Source organism: Formivibrio sp. oc-25 (genome assembly GCF_055810895.1).
On the sequence record NZ_JBVVOL010000011.1, the window covers coordinates 69,537 to 87,430 of the forward strand.

Consider the following 17,894-nt stretch of genomic DNA (forward strand, 5'->3'; position numbering starts at 1 on the left):
CCAGGTTTTTGGTTATTGGGCAGGGCAACAGCAGCGGCACCTGCAGCCAGGGTGTGAATATTACGATGCTGGCGTATATTGCCTATTGGGTATTTCGTGTAGTTGCAATACACATTAGCTGTGTCCGAATGTTTTCTCCCGCAGCACGCGCAGTTCATCGCGCAATTTGGCGGCTTTTTCGAATTCCAGGTTCTGTGCGGCTTGCATCATCTCTTTTTCCAGGCGCTTCAATTCCTTGGCGACCTGTTTTTCGTCCATCTCTTCCAGCAGGCGATGGCGTTTCTGTTCGATACGCACAGCGGCAGCATCTTCGGCGTTGTAGACGCCGTCGATGATGTCCTTGATGCGCTTGACCACGCTCTTGGGGGTGATGCCATTGGCTTCGTTGAATGCGATCTGCTTGGCGCGACGCCGTTCGGTTTCGTCGATAGCCTTCTTCATCGAATCGGTGATCTTGTCGGCATACAGGATGGCCGTGCCGTTCAGGTTGCGCGCAGCGCGGCCGATGGTCTGGATCAGTGAGCGTTCGCTGCGCAGGAAGCCTTCCTTGTCGGCATCCAGAATCGCCACCAGCGATACCTCGGGAATATCCAGCCCCTCTCGCAGCAGGTTGATGCCAACCAGTACATCGAAAAGCCCGAGGCGCAGATCGCGGATGATCTCGACGCGCTCGACGGTATCAATATCCGAGTGCAGGTAGCGAACTTTCACGCCATGTTCGCCCAAGTATTCCGTGAGTTGCTCGGACATGCGTTTGGTCAACGTGGTTACCAGCACCCGTTCTTCCACGGCAACGCGTTTCCGGATTTCCGAGAGCAGGTCATCCACTTGCGTGCCGACCGGACGTACTTCGATGACAGGGTCGACCAAGCCCGTTGGTCGTACCACTTGTTCTACGACTTGGCCATGATGCTCTGCTTCGTAATTGGCGGGTGTGGCCGAGACGAACACGGTCTGCGGCATCATGGTTTCAAATTCTTCAAATTTCAGCGGACGATTATCCAGTGCCGACGGCAGGCGGAAACCGTAATCAACCAGGTTTTCCTTGCGCGCGCGATCGCCGCGGTACATGCCGCCAATCTGGCCGATCAGGACATGGCTTTCGTCCAGAAACATCAGGCTGTTGTCGGGCAGGTAGTCGATCAGTGTCGGCGGGGCATCACCCGGTTTCTTGCCGGAAAAGTGGCGCGAATAGTTTTCGATGCCTTTGCAAAAACCCATCTCATTGAGCATTTCCAGATCGAAACGGGTGCGCTGTTCCAGCCGCTGCGCTTCCACCAGTTTGTGGTTTTGATGGAAAAACGTCAGCCGATCGCGTAGTTCTTCCTTGATGGTCTCGATCGCCTTGAGTACGGTGGCACGCGGGGTGACGTAATGGCTGGACGGAAACACGGTAAAGCGGCCGACGCGGCTTTCGATCTTGCCGGTGAGTGGGTCGAACAGTTGCAGTTTCTCGATCTCATCGTCAAACAGCGAAATCCGCACGGCCAGATCGGCGTGTTCGGCCGGAAAGACATCGATCACGTCGCCACGTACACGAAATGAGCCGCGCGCGAAATCCATCTCGTTGCGGTCGTACTGCATGACGGAAAGCCGGCTGATGATATCGCGCTGGCTCAGATGTTCACCTTCCTTCAGGTGCAGGATCATCTGATGATAATCGCTGGGGTCGCCGATACCGTAAATGGCCGAGACCGTGGCCACGATCACGCAGTCGGGGCGCTCCAGAATGGCTTTGGTGGCGGAAAGGCGCATCTGTTCGATGTGCTCGTTGATGCTGGAATCCTTCTCGATGAACAGATCGCGGCTGGGGACATAGGCCTCGGGCTGGTAATAATCGTAGTAGCTGACGAAGTATTCCACCGCGTTTCTGGGAAAGAACTCGCGCATCTCGGAATACAGTTGCGCTGCAAGCGTCTTGTTCGGTGCCATGATGATCGCAGGGCGACCGGTGCGGGCAATCACATTGGCCATGGTGTAGGTCTTGCCTGAGCCGGTTACGCCCAGCAGTGTCTGGTATTTGAGACCATCATCAAGCCCGGCTATCAATTGCCCGATGGCGCCGGGCTGGTCGCCGGCAGGCGGAAATGGTTGAAACAACTCATAGGGGCTGCCGGGAAAAGTGACGAACATGGCGAAATCCTGCAGGCAAAAAGCAACCCATCATTCTACCGAAGCTGAAGTGTGCGGATGAAACCTTCTGCCAAAGATAGCTCCCTGCAAGGAAGTGATGCGTGTCAAATGACAATGATTTGTTCTTGCCGAATGTCTAAAAATTACCTATCGGATCATGAATGGGTCGATATAATTTCATTAGTTAATTTGCGCGTGCAGGTTCTGTCATGAAAACTGCGAAGAAAGATTACCACCCACTTTCGGTTCTATTGCACTGGGGTGCGGCTTTTTTTGTTATCGCTTCGGTTATTTCGGTTGAAGTCGGCATCCGAATGTCGAGAACCGATCCGCTGCGACCAACCTTGCTACGCTTTCACATGATTGCCGGGCATCTGGTCTTTGCCCTGAATCTGCTGCGATTGGCCCTGTTCAGCGTATTCGGCACGCCAACGCCGGATGGTTCTGATTTCCATCAGGTGCATGCGGCGCGCTTCATGCATGCCATCCTCTATGGCTCGATTGGGTTCCTGGCTTGTTCCGGTACGATTTTGTACCTGGGTCAGGCGACAGGCAGCTATGTGCTGGGTGTGTATATTCCAGAAATTCTTTCGCCAATGGGGCTTTCGATGTTGGCGGAGCTGCACCACCTCGTCAGCACGGCCTTTATCGTTTTCTGCGGGCTGCATGCTGCGGCTGCCTTGTGCATGCATTATTTCGGCCGTCAGGCCACGCTGACCAAGATGAAGCCCGAAGCAGCAGTTACCGGCTATATCGCTGTGCCAGAGCCGGAAAACTACATGCGTGTCGATGGCGTGGTCGTGCGAACCCAAAGATCGTCAAATTGAGTGGCGGCACTTTGTCCGATATGAAAACGGCCTGCATAGCAGGCCGTTTTTCTTGGGTATTGCGCAGTTCAGTTGTGGCAGGCGGTTGCAATGGCCTCCGCCAATGCATCCACCATTTCCTCCGTGGTATCCCAGGCGCACATGAAACGACAGCCGCCAGCGCCGATGAACTGGTAAAAGCGCCAGCCACTGCTGCGCAAGCTGTCGATGGCGTGCTGGGGTAATGTGGCGAATACGGCGTTGGATTCGCGAGGAAACAGAAGTGTGGCCTCGGGAATGCGTTGCAGGGCATCGTGCAGACGCTGGGCCATGGTGTTGGCATGACGGGCATTGCGCAGCCAGACGTCATTTTCCAGCAGGCCGAGCCATGGCGCGGAAATGAAGCGCATCTTGGAGGCCAGTTGCCCGGCCTGCTTGACGCGATAGGCAAATTCTTCAGCCAGTTCCCGCCGGAAAAATACCACGGCTTCCCCCACTGGCAGGCCGTTTTTGGTGCCGCCAAAGCACAAGACGTCTACGCCGGCGCGCCAGGTGATGTCGGCGGGGTGTGCATTCAATGTGGCGACAGCATTGGCAAAGCGTGCGCCATCCATGTGCACGGTCAGGCCATGCTGGTGGGCCATTGCCGAAATGGCTTTGATTTCCTCAATTTGATAGACCGTGCCAACTTCCGTGGATTGGGTGATGGAAACCACTTTCGGTCGCGGGTAGTGAATATCGCTGCGACGGGTGATGATGGCTTCAATCGCCTGTGGGGTGAGCTTGCCGTTCGGCCCGGATGCGGTCAGCAATTTCGAGCCGTTGGAGAAAAATTCCGGCCCGCCGCATTCGTCGGTTTCGATGTGTGCCAGCTCATGGCAGATAACCGAGTGATAGGACTGACACATCGATGCCAGTGCCAGTGAATTGGCAGCGGTACCATTGAAAACAAAAAAGACTTCGCAGTCGGTCTGAAATAGTTCGCGGATGGCATCGCATACGCGCAGGGTCCATCTGTCCTCGCCGTAAGCGGGTTCGTGGCCGCTGTTGTTGGCCTCGATCAGCCACTTCATGGCTTCCGGACAGGCACCTGCGTAGTTGTCTGAGGCAAAGTGCTGTGACATAAGGATACTTTCGTATAGAAAGATAGAAAGTACATTTTTGCAGATTGGGCGTGGGGCGCTATTCGGGTTTGCCGCAAAGTGGCTGGCAAAAGTGCCGCAGGGCGGGTGAATGATTTCATTACAAGTATCTGAGGGGTGAAGAGTGATTGATCGATCATTGGTTGAAAAGGCGGCGGACAGTGGTGTGCGCAAACTGACCCTGTTGCAGACGGATCCGGGGCGTTACATGGTGCGCTCGATCCTGGCGGGAATGTACCTGACCATCGTGGTGTTCCTGTTCTGGGCGCTGAGCCACAATCTGCAGGCCAGTGCCTTCGGCAAGGTCATTGCGTCCGGTTTTTTTGGTGTGGGGCTGTCGGTGATTGTGTTTACCAATGCCGAGTTGTTCACCAGCAATAATATGTATCTGGCGGTATCTTCCGCGGAAGGGAAGACGGGGTGGGGGCAGACCACCCTGCTGTGGGGTGCCTGCTACCTAGGCAATCTGCTCGGGGCTGTACTTGTGGTGTTGCTGTTGCTGGGGGCGGATGTGATCAGCCACTTGCCGGCGGATCATGCTGTCTATGCCGGGGCGGCCCATAAGGCGCATCAGTCGGCATCGGTGATTTTCTTCAAGGGTGTGCTGGCAAACTGGATTGTCTGCCTGGCGGTGAGGCTGGCGCTGCGCTGCAAGGAGGATATTGCCAAAATCACTGCGATGATTCTGGTGGTATTCATTTTCCTTTACCTGGGATTCGAGCACTCGATTGCCAATATGGGTACTTTCCTGGTGTCGTTGCTGGGTAGTGGGTCGATCACGCTGAACGATGCACTCTACAACCTGTTGTTCTGCACCTTGGGGAATATTGTCGGGGGGGTGCTGTTTGTCGGTTTGCCATTCAGCTACATCAACCCGAGCGAGGGATCGGGCGGGTAATCCGCAAAACAAAAACCCCGCAACAGCAGTTGCGGGGTCTCGAGTATGCAGCACCGGAAACGGCTTACTTGAGCTTGGTTTCCTTGTACATCACATGCTTGCGGGCAACGGGATCAAATTTCTTGATCTCCATTTTTTCCGGCATGGTGCGCTTGTTCTTGGTGGTGGTGTAGAAGTGGCCGGTGCCGGCGCTGGATTCGAGCTTGATCTTGTCACGCATGATTGCTGGCCTTTAATCAGAGTTCGCCGCGAGCACGCAGGTCTGCGAGAACGGCATCAATACCCACTTTGTCGATGGTGCGCAATGCGGCGTTGGAAACGCGCAGGCGGACAAAGCGGTTTTCGCTTTCAACCCAGAACCGGCGGGATTGCAGGTTCGGAAGGAAACGACGCTTGGTTTTGTTGTTTGCGTGGGAAACGTTATTCCCGGTAACCGGGCGCTTGCCGGTGACTTTGCATACTCGTGCCATGATTCAAAATTCCTGCTGGATTCTTGCAAAGACCGGATTTATAGCATGAAAATGCCGCTGTATTCAAGCCTTGCCCGGTTTTTTCGCTATTCTGCGACAGGTGGTGCCAGTACGGTACGGTTGCCATTGGTTTCCATCGGACTGACCAATCCGGCAGTTTCCATCTGCTCGATCAGGCGGGCGGCGCGGTTGTAGCCGATGCGCAACTGGCGTTGCACCGCCGAGATCGACGCGCGGCGCGATTTGATCACGAACGCCACGGCTTCGTCGTAGAGCGGATCGGATTCTTCGCCGCCACTGCTGCCGGATTCCCACGGCAAGCCACTGCCGCCGCCTGCGGCTTCAGCTTCAAAACCACCGTTGAGAATACCTTCGATATAGTCCGGTTCGCCAAACTGCTTCAGATATTCGGTGACGCGGTGCACTTCCTCATCGGCGACGAAGGCACCATGCACGCGCAAGGGGTAACCGCTGCCGGGTGGCATGAACAGCATGTCGCCCTGGCCAAGCAGCGCCTCGGCACCCATCTGGTCGAGAATGGTACGGCTATCGATCTTGCTGGAGACCTGGAAGGCAATGCGGGTGGGGATGTTGGCCTTGATCAGGCCGGTAATCACGTCGACCGATGGCCGCTGCGTGGCCAGGATCAAGTGGATGCCGGCCGCGCGCGCCTTCTGTGCCAGGCGTGCGATCAATTCTTCGATCTTCTTGCCGGCAACCATCATCAGATCGGCAAATTCATCGACCACAACCACGATCTGCGGCAGGTTTTCAAGCCGTTCCGGGTTTTCTGGCGTCAGGCTGAACGGATTGGTGAGGTGTTTGCCGGCTTTTTCGGCCTCTTTCACTTTCTGGTTGAAACCGGCCAGATTGCGCACGCCAAACGTGCTCATCAGCTTGTAGCGCTTTTCCATTTCCGCCACACACCAGTTGAGCGCGTTGGCGGCGAGTTTCATGTCGGTAACCACCGGTGCCAGCAAATGCGGAATGCCATCGTAGATGGAAAGTTCCAGCATCTTGGGGTCGACCATGATGAAGCGCACTTCATCCGGCGTGGCCTTGTAGAGCAGCGACAGGATCATGGCGTTCACCCCCACCGATTTGCCAGAGCCGGTAGTGCCGGCCACCAGCAGATGCGGGGCACGGGCCAGATCGGTCACGATCGGGCGGCCGGTGATGTCCTTGCCGAGCGCGACGGTGAGTTTCGAGTGTTGCTGGTGATACGCCTCGGACGAGATGATTTCCGAGAGGCGAATGGTCTGGCGCGAGGGGTTGGGTAGCTCCAGACCCATGCAGGTTTTGCCGGGAATCGTTTCCACCACGCGAATGGATACCAGCCCCAGTGCGCGGGCCAGATCCTTCATCAGGTTGACGATCTGGGCGCCCTTTACGCCGACAGCCGGCTCGATTTCATAACGGGTGATGACCGGGCCCGGGTAGGCTGCGACGACCTTGACCTCGACATTGAAGTCGGCCAGCTTGCGCTCGATCAGGCGCGAGGTGTATTCGAGCGTTTCCAGGCTGATGGTTTCCTGGGCCGGCGGCGGCGGGGCGAGCAGCGTCACTGGCGGCTGCGAAAGTTTGTCGGTGGCGACCGGGATATCGTCGCCAAAATCGAACAGGGCTGGTTGCGCAGATTTTTTCTTCTCCTGCTCTGCCTGCTTTTCCATTGCCTTGACCACGGCCTTGGCAACCGGAATTTCCATCTGCGGCGGCTCGATATGCAGCGGGGGCTTTTCCACCTGCTTTTTCTTCTCTTCAATTACGCGCTCGCTGCGGGCTTCTGCCGCCTGGCGGCCGATGCGACGGTCATTGGCGGCCTGGATTGCATCACGCATGCGCAGGCACGATGTTTCCAGCAAAAGGCCGACACGCTCCATGATTTCCAGCCATGACCAGCCGGAAAAAAGCGAGAAGCCCAGGCAGAACGCCAGAATCAGGGCGAGCGTGGCGCCGGAGAAGCCGAACAGGCTGGTCAGCCAGCCGCCCAGGGCCAGGCCAAGCATGCCGCCCGGCGCGAGCGGCAGGGTGGCATGCATGCTGTGCAGGCGCAGCGCCTCGAAGCTGCTGCTGGCCAGCAGCAGCAGCAAAAAGCCGGCACAGGCGAAAAAGACGACCGGGCGTGAGCCTTCACTGATGCGGTCTATGCGGCGGTAACCCCACAGAATGGCGCCGAAGCAGAAGCCGACCCACCACCAGGCGGACAGGCCGAACAGATAAAGCAGGATATCTGCCAGTACGGCGCCAAATGCACCGCCACGATTCTGCACCAGGCCATGGCTGGTGCTGTGCGACCAGCCAGGGTCGTTCGGGTGGTAACTGGCCAGCGCCAGAACCAGATAGACCGCAGCGGCGACCAGGATCAGCCACCAGGACTCACGCAGCAGGTTGGCTAAGTGCGGCGGCAGCGCGGCGCGGCTGGAAACATTGGGTACGTTTTTGCTTTTCTTGCGGAAAATGGCCATATGGCGATGCCAGATTGAATTGTTTGCGAAGTGATTATAACGGCGAGAAACAAGATGCAGGAAAGTCGTTCCGATCAAGGTGTGCTGAAAGCACTGCGTCATATAATCATCATCTTTGGATCGATGGATGGATCATGCCGATGACAGCGCAAGAACACTTGGCGGGGAAGCGCGCTTTCCTGGCCATGCTGGGAATTTGCCTGGTCGTGATGCTGACGGCGCTGGATCAGACTGTGGTTGGTACGGCGATGCCCAGGATTGTGGCCGAATTGCAGGGCTTCAATTATTACAGTTGGGTGGGTTCCGGTTATCTGCTGACCTCGGCGATTTTCATGCCGCTGACGGGCAAATTCGGCGACCTTTACGGACGCAAGCCGTTTGTGCTGGGTGCCATCGTTTCGTTCACGCTGGCTTCGGTGTTGTGCGGGCTGGCGCAGAATATGCCGCAACTGGTGATCGCGCGGGCCCTGCAGGGGATCGGCGGGGGCATGGTGATGGGCACGGCCTTTGCCTCGATTACCGATCTTTTCCCGGATACCGCGCGGCGAATCCGCTGGATGGCGATGGTGACGACTGCATTCGGCATCGCCAATGCGGTCGGCCCGATGCTGGGCGGCTTCATGACCCAGCACTGGGGCTGGCGCAGCGTGTTTTTTGTCAATCTGCCGGTGGGACTGGCGGCGCTGTGGGTGGTGCTGCGCTTTTTGCCGCGCTTCCCCGGACACCGCCAGGGTAATGAAAAGGTGGATTGGTTCGATGCCCTGCTGATGGCCGCTGCACTCGGCGCCCTGATGCTGGCACTGGAAGATGGCCGCATGCTCGGTTATGACTCGCTGGCTTTCTGGGGGCTGCTGCTGGGTGGTCTGGCTGCGGGTGGCTGGTTCGGCTGGCGCTTGCAGCATGTGGCGGCACCGATTTTCCCGCCGCGCGTCTTGCGCCTGGCTGCTGCGCAGCGCCTGATCCTGCTGGCATTCCTGTCCGGGTGTGTGCTGTTCATGCTGGTCTTCTATGTGCCGCTGCTGCTGCAGGGCGGATTTGGACACACTCCGCGTTCGGCCGGCCTGTTGCTGACACCGCTGGCGCTGGGTATTCCCGTGGGCAGCCTGATCAATGGCAGGCTGCTGCCGCGGCTGAAATGGGGTCACCGCCTGTTGTCCTGTGGCATGTTGCTGCTGGCCGGCGGTTGTTTGCTCGTGACGCGGCTGCATCCAGCCTCCAGCGATGGCCAGATTCTATTTGCGCTGGCGTGCTGCGGGATCAGTTTCGGCTTCCAATTCCCCAATCTCAATCTGCAGATGCAGTCGGCGGTGGAACGCAGCGATGTGGGTGCGGGAGCGGCCATCGTCAATTCCACGCGGACATTCGGCAGCATGATTGCCGCCAGCCTGACGGCGCTGCTGGTCAATGCCAGCTATGAATCGAGTGTGGCCCATGCCTTGCCGCAGCCAGGCGTAGAGGCTGCCAGGACCTTGCTGGAAAACCCGCAGGTACTGGTGCGCGATGCCGATCGCCAGGCCTTTGTCGAGGCGGCACAAGCCCTGGGTTTGCAGGCGCAGCCCTTGCTTGATACGGCGCAGGCCGGCCTGGTCGGCGGGGTGCATCACGCGCTGTGGATCGGCATGGTGCTGGCGTTGGTCGGGGCAGTCATCGGCTGGCGGCTGCCGCCGCTGCCGCTCAGGAAGTGATCACTCCAGTGGTCAGACAGGCCACAGCGGTGCTTCATCCATCAGTGCCACTTGCTCTCGCAATTCCAGGATCCGGTCCTGCCAGTAGCGCGCGGTGTTGAACCACGGGAAGGCAGCGGGAAAGGCCGGATCATCCCAGCGGCGCGCCAGCCAGGCCGAGTAGTGGATCAGGCGCAATGTGCGCAGGCCCTCGATCAGATACAGCTCGCGGGTATCGAATTCGCAAAAATCTTCATAACCGGCCAGGATATCGGCAAGTTGGCGCACCATATCGCCCCGTTCGCCCGAAAGCAGCATCCATAGATCCTGTACGGCCGGGCCCATGCGGCTGTCATCAAAGTCGACAAAGTGCGGGCCATCCGGCGTCCAGAGCACATTGCCAGGGTGGCAATCGCCATGCAGGCGGATGCGGGCGATTGCCCCGGCACGATCAAAGCAGCGACGCACGCCGTCGAGCGCCTGATTGACCACGCTGCCCCAGGCTTCGGTCAAATCCGATGGAATGAAATCGTGCGCCAGCAGGTAATCGCGCGGCTCGATGCCAAAAGTGTCGAGATCCAGGGCGGGGCGTTTGGTAAAGGCATGAACGGCACCGACGGCGTGGATGCGGCCGAGAAAGCGGCCCAGCCATTCCAGCGTGTCCGGATTGTCCAGTTCCGGTGCACGTCCGCCACGGCGCGGAAATACGGCAAAGCGAAAGCCGGCAAAGTGATGCAGCGTGTTGCTGTCGAATGTCAGCGGCGCCACGACCGGAATTTCGCGTTCAACCAGCTCTTGCGTGAAAAGGTGTTCTTCCAGAATGGCCGCATCGCTCCAGCGCAGTGGCCGATAGAACTTGGCCACCACGGGCGGCCCATCTTCCTGGCCAATCTGGTAGACGCGGTTTTCATAGCTGTTGAGCGCGAGCAGCCTGCCATCGCAGGGCAGGCCCAGGCTTTCCAGGGCATTGAGCACGCAATCGGGCGTGAGTGCAGCATAAGGATGTTCAGTCATGCCCGGATTGTAGCCCGGGAAGGCAGGCTCAGGCCGGAGATGTTGTCTATGCTTTATTCAGGCGACGAATTTATCCATGGGAGATACAGCATGGAGGTCTGGTTTGCGCTCGGCATCACCCTGCTGGCTGGCATGGCCACCGGTATCGGCAGCATCATCGCCTTCACGGCACAGCGAACCAACTATCGGTTCCTGTCGATCGCTACCGGTTTTTCGGCTGGTGTCATGCTTTATGTTTCGTTTGTCGAGATTTTCTTCAAGGGCGTGGTGGCGCTGACCGAGCGCTACGGCGATTACTGGGCGCACTGGATCAATACCGCTTCGTTCTTCGGTGGCATGCTGCTGATCGGCTTGATCGATAACCTGATACCGGCCGGGGAAAATCCGCATGAAATCCGGACCGAAAAAGAAACCATGCCACTGCACGACCCGAATGCACCACTGGCGCCATCGCCGCAGGTGCGCAAGGCGCTGCATCTGGATCATGGCCATGGGCACGATGCACATCATCATCACAGATTGATGCGCATGGGTTTGTTTACCGCGCTGGCCATCGGTATCCACAATTTCCCGGAAGGGTTGGCCACCTTTCTGGCTGCATTGCACAACCCGAGTCTTGGCGTGGCCATTGCCGTTGCGATCGCACTACACAATATTCCGGAGGGCATCAGCGTGTCCGTGCCGATCTTTTATGCCACGGGCGATCGCAAGCGTGCTTTTCTTTATTCCTTCATCAGCGGCATGGCCGAGCCGGTGGGTGCCGGGGTGGCGTATCTCTTGCTGCGCTTCATTGCCGGAGGGGATGACGCAACCGTGCCGCCGGAGTTGATGGGCATCCTGTTTGGCGGTGTAGCCGGCATCATGGTCTATATCAGCCTGGATGAATTGCTGCCCACCAGCCGCGCCTATGGCAAGGGCCATGACAGCCTGTTCGGCCTGATCGCCGGCATGCTGGTCATGGCCGTGAGTCTGCTTCTTATGAAATAGTTGTCAGAGCCTGTTCACGATCCTGCTGCGAGGCTGTGATCAGGGCGCATGCGCTGCTCAAAACACCCGAAAGGTGCTTTCTGCGAGGCGTCCTCATGTACTAACTTGTACATTCCGGTTTTGCGCTGCTCTTTACCCTACTGACGGCCTCTCGCGACAGATCGTGAACAAGTTCTCAGACAACACCCTGTGCCAGCATGGCATCGGCGATCTTGACGAAGCCGGCGATATTGGCGCCCTTCACGTAACTGATCCGGCCGTCGGCCATCTGGCCGTGCTGCAGGCAGGCAGCGTGGATGTTGCCCATGATTTCGCGCAGGCGGGCATCGACTTCCTCGCGTGACCAGGAGAGCCGCATGGCGTTCTGGCTCATTTCCAGACCTGATGTGGCTACGCCGCCGGCGTTGCTGGCCTTGCCCGGCGCATACAGGATGCCGTGCTGTTCAAACAGCTTCACGGCTTCTGCCGTGGAGGGCATGTTGGCGCCCTCGGCCACACAGATCACGCCATTTTTGACCAGCGTGGCCGCATCGTTCTCATCAAGTTCGTTCTGGGTGGCGCAGGGCAGGGCGACATCCACCGCCACCTGCCAAGGGCGCTGGCCCGGCAGGAAAGCGGCATCCACGCGCTCGGCGTAGTCGCTGACACGGCCGTGCAGCTTGTTTTTTACTTCCATCAGCGCAGCCAGTTTCTTCGGTGTGAAGCCGGCCTCGTCCACGACTGTGCCGCTGGAATCCGATACCGTGACGATTTTGGCACCCAGCGACATGGCTTTCTCGATCGCATACTGCGCCACGTTGCCGGCGCCGGATACGCTGACGCGCAATCCATCGAACGAGCGGCCCACGCGCTGCAGCATCTGTTCGGCAAAGTACACCGTGCCATAGCCGGTGGCTTCCGGGCGCAGCAGCGATCCGCCGAAGCTCAATCCCTTGCCGGTGAAGACGCAATCCGAGCGATTGCTCAGCTTTTTCATCATGCCGGCCATGAAGCCGACCTCGCGCGCCCCCACGCCGATATCGCCGGCCGGCACATCGGTATCTGCACCGACATGGCGCTGCAATTCGGTCACGAAGGCCTGGCAAAAGCGCATGACTTCGCCCGGGCTCTTGCCCTTCGGATCGAAATCGGCACCGCCCTTGCCGCCGCCCATCGGCAGCGTGGTCAGTGCATTCTTGAAGGTTTGCTCGAACGCGAGGAATTTGAGGATCGACAGGTTGACGGACGGATGGAAGCGCAACCCGCCCTTGTACGGGCCGATGGCTGACGAATGCTGGATGCGATAGCCGCGATTCACCTGCACCTGGCCGCGATCATCGACCCAGGCTACGCGGAACTGGATGATGCGTTCGGCCTCGATCAACCGATCCAGTACGCCTTGCGACAGGTATTCGGGTTTCTGCGCGATGATGGGCCACAGGCTCTCGATGACTTCATGCACCGCCTGCAGATACTCGGGTTGTCCGGGGTTGCGCGCAGCGACGCGCGCCATGAAATCTTCAAGGGAAACCGTTTGCATGGATGAATTCCTCCAGCGGCCTGCCCTGGCAGGTCGCGCAATGTTGGGTGTGTCGGGATAAAAATGCGGGAAGATTAGGCTCTGTTGACATTTGATTGATTTTTACAACGTCAACAGAGCCTAGGGCTGGCCGCTGGCATCCTGGCTATGGGTGACCGCGAGCACTGTCAGCCGGCGCGAGGTGCCGTCCGGGAAGATCCAGTCAATGCTCTGGCCGCATGGCAGCCCGATCAGGGCAGCGCCGACCGGGGCCAGCACGGAAACCTTGCCTTGCGCCATGTCGGCATCGGCCGGAAAAACAATCTGTACCTCGCGTGCGGAGCCGCTGGTTTCGTCGCGGTAGCGCACCCGTGAATACATGGCCACGGTGTTTGCCGGAATTGATTCCATGGGAACAACAATGGCACGATCCAATTCGGCCAATAGCTCGGCCGAGGGTGGCATGGCCATCAGTCTGGCATAGTCGACATGGCTGATGATCAGGTCGTTTTCTGGCATGTTCTATCTGATTTTTTGATGCGTGCGGGTAGTTGATCTGTCGTCTGTTTTGAGCAGGCTGTACGCATGATAGGCAAGTGCTCCTGGCTTGATAAGTCGGCATGGGTGAATAATACTGTTTCCATTTTGGAAACAGATGGGCAGGTGCCATGCACGATATCAATGACATGCTGATCTTTGCCCAGGTGGTCAAAGCCAGGAGTTTTTCCGGTGCGGCGCAGCGCCTGGGCGTGTCGAAATCACGCATCAGCAAGGCCATATCCCGTCTGGAAGCTGCGCTGGGTGTGCGCCTGTTGCAGCGCAGTACCCGCCGCCTGAGCCTGACCGAGATCGGTGAGGCGTATTTCGAGCACTGCGACCGGATTCAGGACGAACTGGCGCGTGCCGATGCAACGCTGAACCGCCTGCATCTGGAACCGCAAGGCACGCTGAAAATCAGCGCATCCGTGGCGTTCAGTACCTTGCACGTGGCACCGGCCCTGGCGGATTTCATGGCGCAGTATCCGGATCTGTCGGTGGATCTGACCATCGCCGACCGCTTTGTTGATCTGGTGGAAGAAGGCTTCGACCTGGCCCTGCGCATCGCGGCCAACCCCGGGCATAACCTGGTGGCACGCAAGCTGGCACCGATCCGGCGCAAGATCTGCGCCAGCCCTGCCTATCTGGCGAGCCACGGCACACCGCAATTGCCGCAGGATCTGGCCCGCCACAATTGTCTCGATTACACCTATCTGAGCGCGGGTGGTGTCTGGCGTTTGCGCGGGCCGGAGGGCGATATTGCCGTGCCGGTGGCGGGAACCCTGCGCATCAACGATGACGAGGCGCTGTCGCAGGCCGTGCTGGGTGGCCTGGGTCTGGCCTTGCTGCCCACCTTTATCGTCGGGCGCGAGTTGCAGCGGGGCCGATTGGTCGAGGTACTACCCGGTTATGTACCGGTGGAGCAATTCCTGTATGCAGTGTATGTGCCCAACCGGCATCTGCCGCAAAAGGTGCGGGTATTTATCGATTTTCTGAGCCAACGCTTTGGTGCATCGCCGTACTGGGACAATCTCACCCCTGAACAGCATGGCCAGCCGCCGCTGACGCTGGATACGGTCTGGATCTGATCAGTTGTGGCTGGTTGCGGTATCGCGTTGCCAGTGGGTCTTGCTGCCCTGCAGCAGCGAGTTGTCGGTGAATTTGATCTGCAGCAGAGCCAGTTGCCACACTTCACTGCGCTTGAGCCGGGCAATCGGGTGACGTTGGCAGTATTGCCCGTAAGCGGTTTCCGCCGCTTGCCCGCGTAGCAGGCAGGCTTCGGCCGTGAACTGGATACCCTGGATTTTCGGAATCAGTTTCGGTTGACCGGCAATGGTGCCGGCAATACGCGGGGTGGCCAGCATGGCCTGACCGTGGCGGGTGGCTGGATTGCTGAGAATGATGAGGGCAACGCTCTCCGCATCAAAGGCATAGAAGCAACTGGCGGCCCACGGTTCGCCCTCAAACAGCGTGGCCAGACCCACCACATGCTGGCGCTGGATGAAACGGCGGATGTTATCGGGCAAGGGTGTCATGGCTGGATAGTGGGGAGCCGGAAAATTGAAGGAAACATGGATGCCGGAATGACAGCCGGAACCGGCTCAATTCAAGGTGTGGGGTCGATTCATGCTGCCAGCGTGCTTTCACCCCAGCGCGGCAATCGGGGAACGTCGATCCCGAACAGATCGAGGGCGCGACCCACGCTGTGCGTGATGATTTCGTCAACCGTGGCCGGGCGCTGGTAGAGCGCCGGCACCGGCGGAAACACCACACCGCCCATTTCTGTCACCTGTGCCATATTGCGGATATGTCCGAGGTTGAGCGGCGTTTCGCGCACCATCAGCACGAGCCGCCGCCGTTCCTTGAGCGTGACATCCGCCGCGCGGGTGAGCAGGTTGTCGGAAAGGTTGTGCGCAATGGCCGCGAGCGAGCGCATCGAGCACGGCGCGATCAGCATTCCGAGCGTGGTAAACGATCCGCTCGAAATGGCGGCGCCCAGATCGCCGATGGGATGGACCACATCCGCCAGGGAAAATACCTCTTCCCGGCTGATGTCGGTTTCCAGCGAGCGCGTCAGTTCCGCGCCTTTGGAGACGACCAGATGCGTTTCCACATCCTGCGACTGCAGCAGTTCCAGCGCCTTCATGCCGTACTGGAAACCCGATGCGCCGCTGATGCCGATGATAATGCGCCGTTTGCTCATGGCTCAGATTCCCTTCAAACGAAATCCGGCAGGAAGCGCTTCACATCGACTTCGAGAAACTTCGAGCGCTGGAAATGCGCCTTGAGATGGAACGGCACGGTGCAGTCGAAGATGGTCTTGCACGACATTCCTTTTTGCAGAATCGACGGGCTGTATTCCGGGATCTGCGAAGGATCGAGCGGATGGCAGCGCACGCCCGGAATGACGATGGTGTCGACATCGGCCTGATAACGTGTCTGCATGGCCCAGAGCACTTCGTTGCTGTCGAAGATGTCCACGTCCTCATCGACAAGGATCACGTTCTTCAATTCCGGATAGGCTGCAAAAGCCAGGATCGCAGCCTGGCGCTGGCGGCCCTCATCGGCCGGATTGCTCTTCTGAAACTGCATCACGGCAAGGAATTTTCCGCCGCCGGCCGAATGTGCGTACACATTGCGCAGTTTGCCCGGCATGGCATTTTCGACCAGATTCAGGATCGAGGCCTCGGTCGGGATACCTGCCATCGAAACGTGTTCTTCCGACGGCCCCACGGTGGTTTGCAAGATCGGGTTGCGGCGGTGCGTGACGGCTTTGACCTTGATCACCGGCAGCGAATCCTTTGATTCACCCGTGTAGCCCGGAAACTCCGGCATGGCCTTGCCGGTATGGGTGTGCTGGTCTTCGACGAGGCGCACATTCGGGAGCAACTCGCCTTCGATCACGATTTCTGCATTGGCAATCGCGCGCTCGTTGATGGTGAGGCACTTCACCATTTCCACCGCCTTGCCGCGCAGGCCACCGGCAATCGCCAGCTCGTCATAGCCTTGCGGCGTTGTGGGGGGTTCAAAGCAGGCGGCTATTTCCACAGCCGGATCGACGCCGATGCTGATCGAAATCGGCAGCGGCTTGCCGGCGGCCTCTGCCTTCATGCGGAAGGCATCAATATGGCGGCCCGGGGTCAGCCACATCGAGAGTTCATCACGGCTTTGCACGCACAGACGGTGGATGGTGATGTCCGATTCACCCGTGTCCGGGTCGGACGCATAACACATGCCCATGGTGATATAGGGGCCGGCATCTTCCGGGGTATTGGTCGGTGCAGGCAGGAGCGTGCGCAGATCGAAATCGGGGTCGGATGCCAGATTCACGATTTCACGGCTCGGCGCATGGGTCGCGTCGATGGTGACCGGCGCAATGGCGTGCTTGATGGCATCCTTGAGCAAAAAGCCCAAGCGATCCGGTGCGCAATCCAGCAATTTGCCCACGCGCTTGCGCGAGGACAGAAGGCCAATGGCCACGCGGAAATCCGGATAGCCCTTGACCTTGTTGAAGATCATCGCCGGGCCATCGATCCTGGTCGGGCGCATGCAGGTGCCCCCCGCGCCGACATGACGGTAAACGCCGGAGAGCTCTGCATTCGGATCGACTTCGACATCGGTACTCACCAACTGGCCCGGGATCGATTCGAGTCGTTGCAAGGCTGAACGCAAGTCGGTTACGGCAATCTGTTTCCCGGCGACGCCGAGATTTCCTTCCGTCACGCTGCTCATCATCCCTCCTGAAAGTATGGATTTCATGGTGGGATGAACTATATGTCGCAGCCATCAACTCAAGAAAATACCGTTTGCATTGCATCAGCCATACCAAAAAGGTTGCTGATGGTGAGGTGGGCTCAAGTGTCGCAGGGTGCAATCTGCAAGGCTCGTTGCTGGTTGCACCCTGCGAGGGTGGAGACTATGCAACGACCTTAAAGGTTTGAATGTCGACGCTATCGACCAATAGATCCAATTGATTGACGAGTGCTTTCAGGTAGGGTTGGGCGCTGTGAAAATCAAAGGCGTTCTGGTCTTTGAATTTTTCGAGCATCGTCAATTTTGCCGGATTGTCGATGGCCTGATGAAGTGCATAACTGATGCAGCCCTCCTCGCTGCGGGTGGGTTCGATCAATGCAAGCAGGGCAGCTTTCAGGTTATCGATCTGATCCGGTTTTGCCGTAAAGGCAGCAATGCAGGTAATGGTTGACGTGCTCATATTGGGCCTTGTTTAGTTGGAAAAGGTTAGCAGTTGCCAATGGATCGGGTATATCCGTCGTGTCATC

At 58.4% G+C, this 17,894-nt stretch carries 17 protein-coding genes; 5 read left to right on the top strand and 12 right to left on the bottom strand.

The window, feature by feature from the left end; all coding sequences use genetic code 11:
• Nucleotides 1–114: 114 nt before the first annotated feature.
• A complete protein-coding gene (gene uvrB, locus AC0KVQ_RS09505; RefSeq protein ID WP_473420913.1) occupies nucleotides 115–2,133 on the bottom strand; it encodes an excinuclease ABC subunit UvrB in 2,019 nt (672 codons plus the stop codon).
• 209 nt (nucleotides 2,134–2,342) lie between these two features.
• Between uvrB and AC0KVQ_RS09510 the strand changes: the two genes are divergently transcribed.
• Nucleotides 2,343–2,960, top strand: a complete 618-nt coding sequence (locus AC0KVQ_RS09510) for a cytochrome b (RefSeq protein ID WP_473420914.1) — start codon at nucleotides 2,343–2,345, stop codon at nucleotides 2,958–2,960.
• Between the two features lie 68 nt (nucleotides 2,961–3,028).
• Here AC0KVQ_RS09510 and AC0KVQ_RS09515 read toward each other — a convergent pair whose 3' ends face one another.
• On the bottom strand, nucleotides 3,029–4,063 hold the full coding sequence (locus AC0KVQ_RS09515) for a threonine aldolase family protein (protein WP_473420915.1): 1,035 nt from the start codon (nucleotides 4,061–4,063) through the stop codon (nucleotides 3,029–3,031).
• A 142-nt stretch (nucleotides 4,064–4,205) separates the two neighbouring features.
• On the opposite strand from AC0KVQ_RS09515, the gene AC0KVQ_RS09520 reads away from it, so the two are divergent.
• Nucleotides 4,206–4,979: a formate/nitrite transporter family protein gene (locus AC0KVQ_RS09520; protein ID WP_473420916.1), complete on the top strand. Its 774-nt coding sequence runs from the start codon at nucleotides 4,206–4,208 to the stop codon at nucleotides 4,977–4,979.
• 64 nt (nucleotides 4,980–5,043) lie between these two features.
• Here the strand turns inward: AC0KVQ_RS09520 and rpmG are convergent, their stop codons facing one another.
• From rpmG to AC0KVQ_RS09535, 3 genes are all read right to left on the bottom strand, one after another.
• On the bottom strand, nucleotides 5,044–5,199 hold the full coding sequence (rpmG, locus tag AC0KVQ_RS09525; protein WP_473420917.1) for a 50S ribosomal protein L33: 156 nt from the start codon (nucleotides 5,197–5,199) through the stop codon (nucleotides 5,044–5,046).
• A 16-nt stretch (nucleotides 5,200–5,215) separates the two neighbouring features.
• Nucleotides 5,216–5,449 carry a 50S ribosomal protein L28 gene (rpmB, locus tag AC0KVQ_RS09530; RefSeq protein WP_473420918.1) on the bottom strand — a complete coding sequence of 78 codons (234 nt, stop codon included), beginning with the start codon at nucleotides 5,447–5,449 and terminating at the stop codon, nucleotides 5,216–5,218.
• Nucleotides 5,450–5,535: 86 nt separating this feature from the next.
• Complete coding sequence (locus AC0KVQ_RS09535; protein WP_473420919.1) at nucleotides 5,536–7,914, bottom strand: DNA translocase FtsK; 2,379 nt, start codon at nucleotides 7,912–7,914, stop codon at nucleotides 5,536–5,538.
• A gap of 140 nt (nucleotides 7,915–8,054) precedes the next feature.
• Between AC0KVQ_RS09535 and AC0KVQ_RS09540 the strand changes: the two genes are divergently transcribed.
• On the top strand, nucleotides 8,055–9,599 hold the full coding sequence (locus AC0KVQ_RS09540) for an MDR family MFS transporter (protein WP_473420920.1): 1,545 nt from the start codon (nucleotides 8,055–8,057) through the stop codon (nucleotides 9,597–9,599).
• A 12-nt stretch (nucleotides 9,600–9,611) separates the two neighbouring features.
• Here the strand turns inward: AC0KVQ_RS09540 and AC0KVQ_RS09545 are convergent, their stop codons facing one another.
• Nucleotides 9,612–10,592: a serine/threonine protein kinase gene (locus AC0KVQ_RS09545; protein ID WP_473420921.1), complete on the bottom strand. Its 981-nt coding sequence runs from the start codon at nucleotides 10,590–10,592 to the stop codon at nucleotides 9,612–9,614.
• Nucleotides 10,593–10,682: 90 nt separating this feature from the next.
• Between AC0KVQ_RS09545 and zupT the strand changes: the two genes are divergently transcribed.
• A complete protein-coding gene (zupT, locus tag AC0KVQ_RS09550) occupies nucleotides 10,683–11,579 on the top strand; it encodes a zinc transporter ZupT (protein WP_473420922.1) in 897 nt (298 codons plus the stop codon).
• Nucleotides 11,580–11,754: 175 nt separating this feature from the next.
• Here zupT and gdhA read toward each other — a convergent pair whose 3' ends face one another.
• Both gdhA and rnk read right to left on the bottom strand, forming a co-directional pair.
• Nucleotides 11,755–13,098: an NADP-specific glutamate dehydrogenase gene (gene gdhA, locus AC0KVQ_RS09555; protein WP_473420923.1), complete on the bottom strand. Its 1,344-nt coding sequence runs from the start codon at nucleotides 13,096–13,098 to the stop codon at nucleotides 11,755–11,757.
• A gap of 120 nt (nucleotides 13,099–13,218) precedes the next feature.
• A complete protein-coding gene (gene rnk, locus AC0KVQ_RS09560) occupies nucleotides 13,219–13,596 on the bottom strand; it encodes a nucleoside diphosphate kinase regulator (RefSeq protein WP_473420924.1) in 378 nt (125 codons plus the stop codon).
• 149 nt (nucleotides 13,597–13,745) lie between these two features.
• Here rnk and AC0KVQ_RS09565 point away from each other — a divergent pair, with 149 nt between their 5' ends.
• Nucleotides 13,746–14,702, top strand: coding sequence for a LysR family transcriptional regulator (locus tag AC0KVQ_RS09565; protein WP_473420925.1), 957 nt, complete (start codon nucleotides 13,746–13,748; stop codon nucleotides 14,700–14,702).
• Here the strand turns inward: AC0KVQ_RS09565 and AC0KVQ_RS09570 are convergent, their stop codons facing one another.
• From AC0KVQ_RS09570 to AC0KVQ_RS09585, 4 genes are all read right to left on the bottom strand, one after another.
• Nucleotides 14,703–15,149 carry a pyridoxamine 5'-phosphate oxidase family protein gene (locus AC0KVQ_RS09570; protein WP_473420926.1) on the bottom strand — a complete coding sequence of 149 codons (447 nt, stop codon included), beginning with the start codon at nucleotides 15,147–15,149 and terminating at the stop codon, nucleotides 14,703–14,705.
• Between the two features lie 89 nt (nucleotides 15,150–15,238).
• Nucleotides 15,239–15,817 carry a UbiX family flavin prenyltransferase gene (locus tag AC0KVQ_RS09575; protein ID WP_473420927.1) on the bottom strand — a complete coding sequence of 193 codons (579 nt, stop codon included), beginning with the start codon at nucleotides 15,815–15,817 and terminating at the stop codon, nucleotides 15,239–15,241.
• A 14-nt stretch (nucleotides 15,818–15,831) separates the two neighbouring features.
• The gene (locus AC0KVQ_RS09580) at nucleotides 15,832–17,349 is read right to left on the bottom strand and encodes a UbiD family decarboxylase (protein WP_473420928.1); all 1,518 of its coding nucleotides are present in this window, start codon (nucleotides 17,347–17,349) and stop codon (nucleotides 15,832–15,834) included.
• Between the two features lie 181 nt (nucleotides 17,350–17,530).
• A complete protein-coding gene (locus AC0KVQ_RS09585) occupies nucleotides 17,531–17,827 on the bottom strand; it encodes a putative quinol monooxygenase (RefSeq protein WP_473420929.1) in 297 nt (98 codons plus the stop codon).
• Nucleotides 17,828–17,894 lie beyond the last annotated feature (67 nt).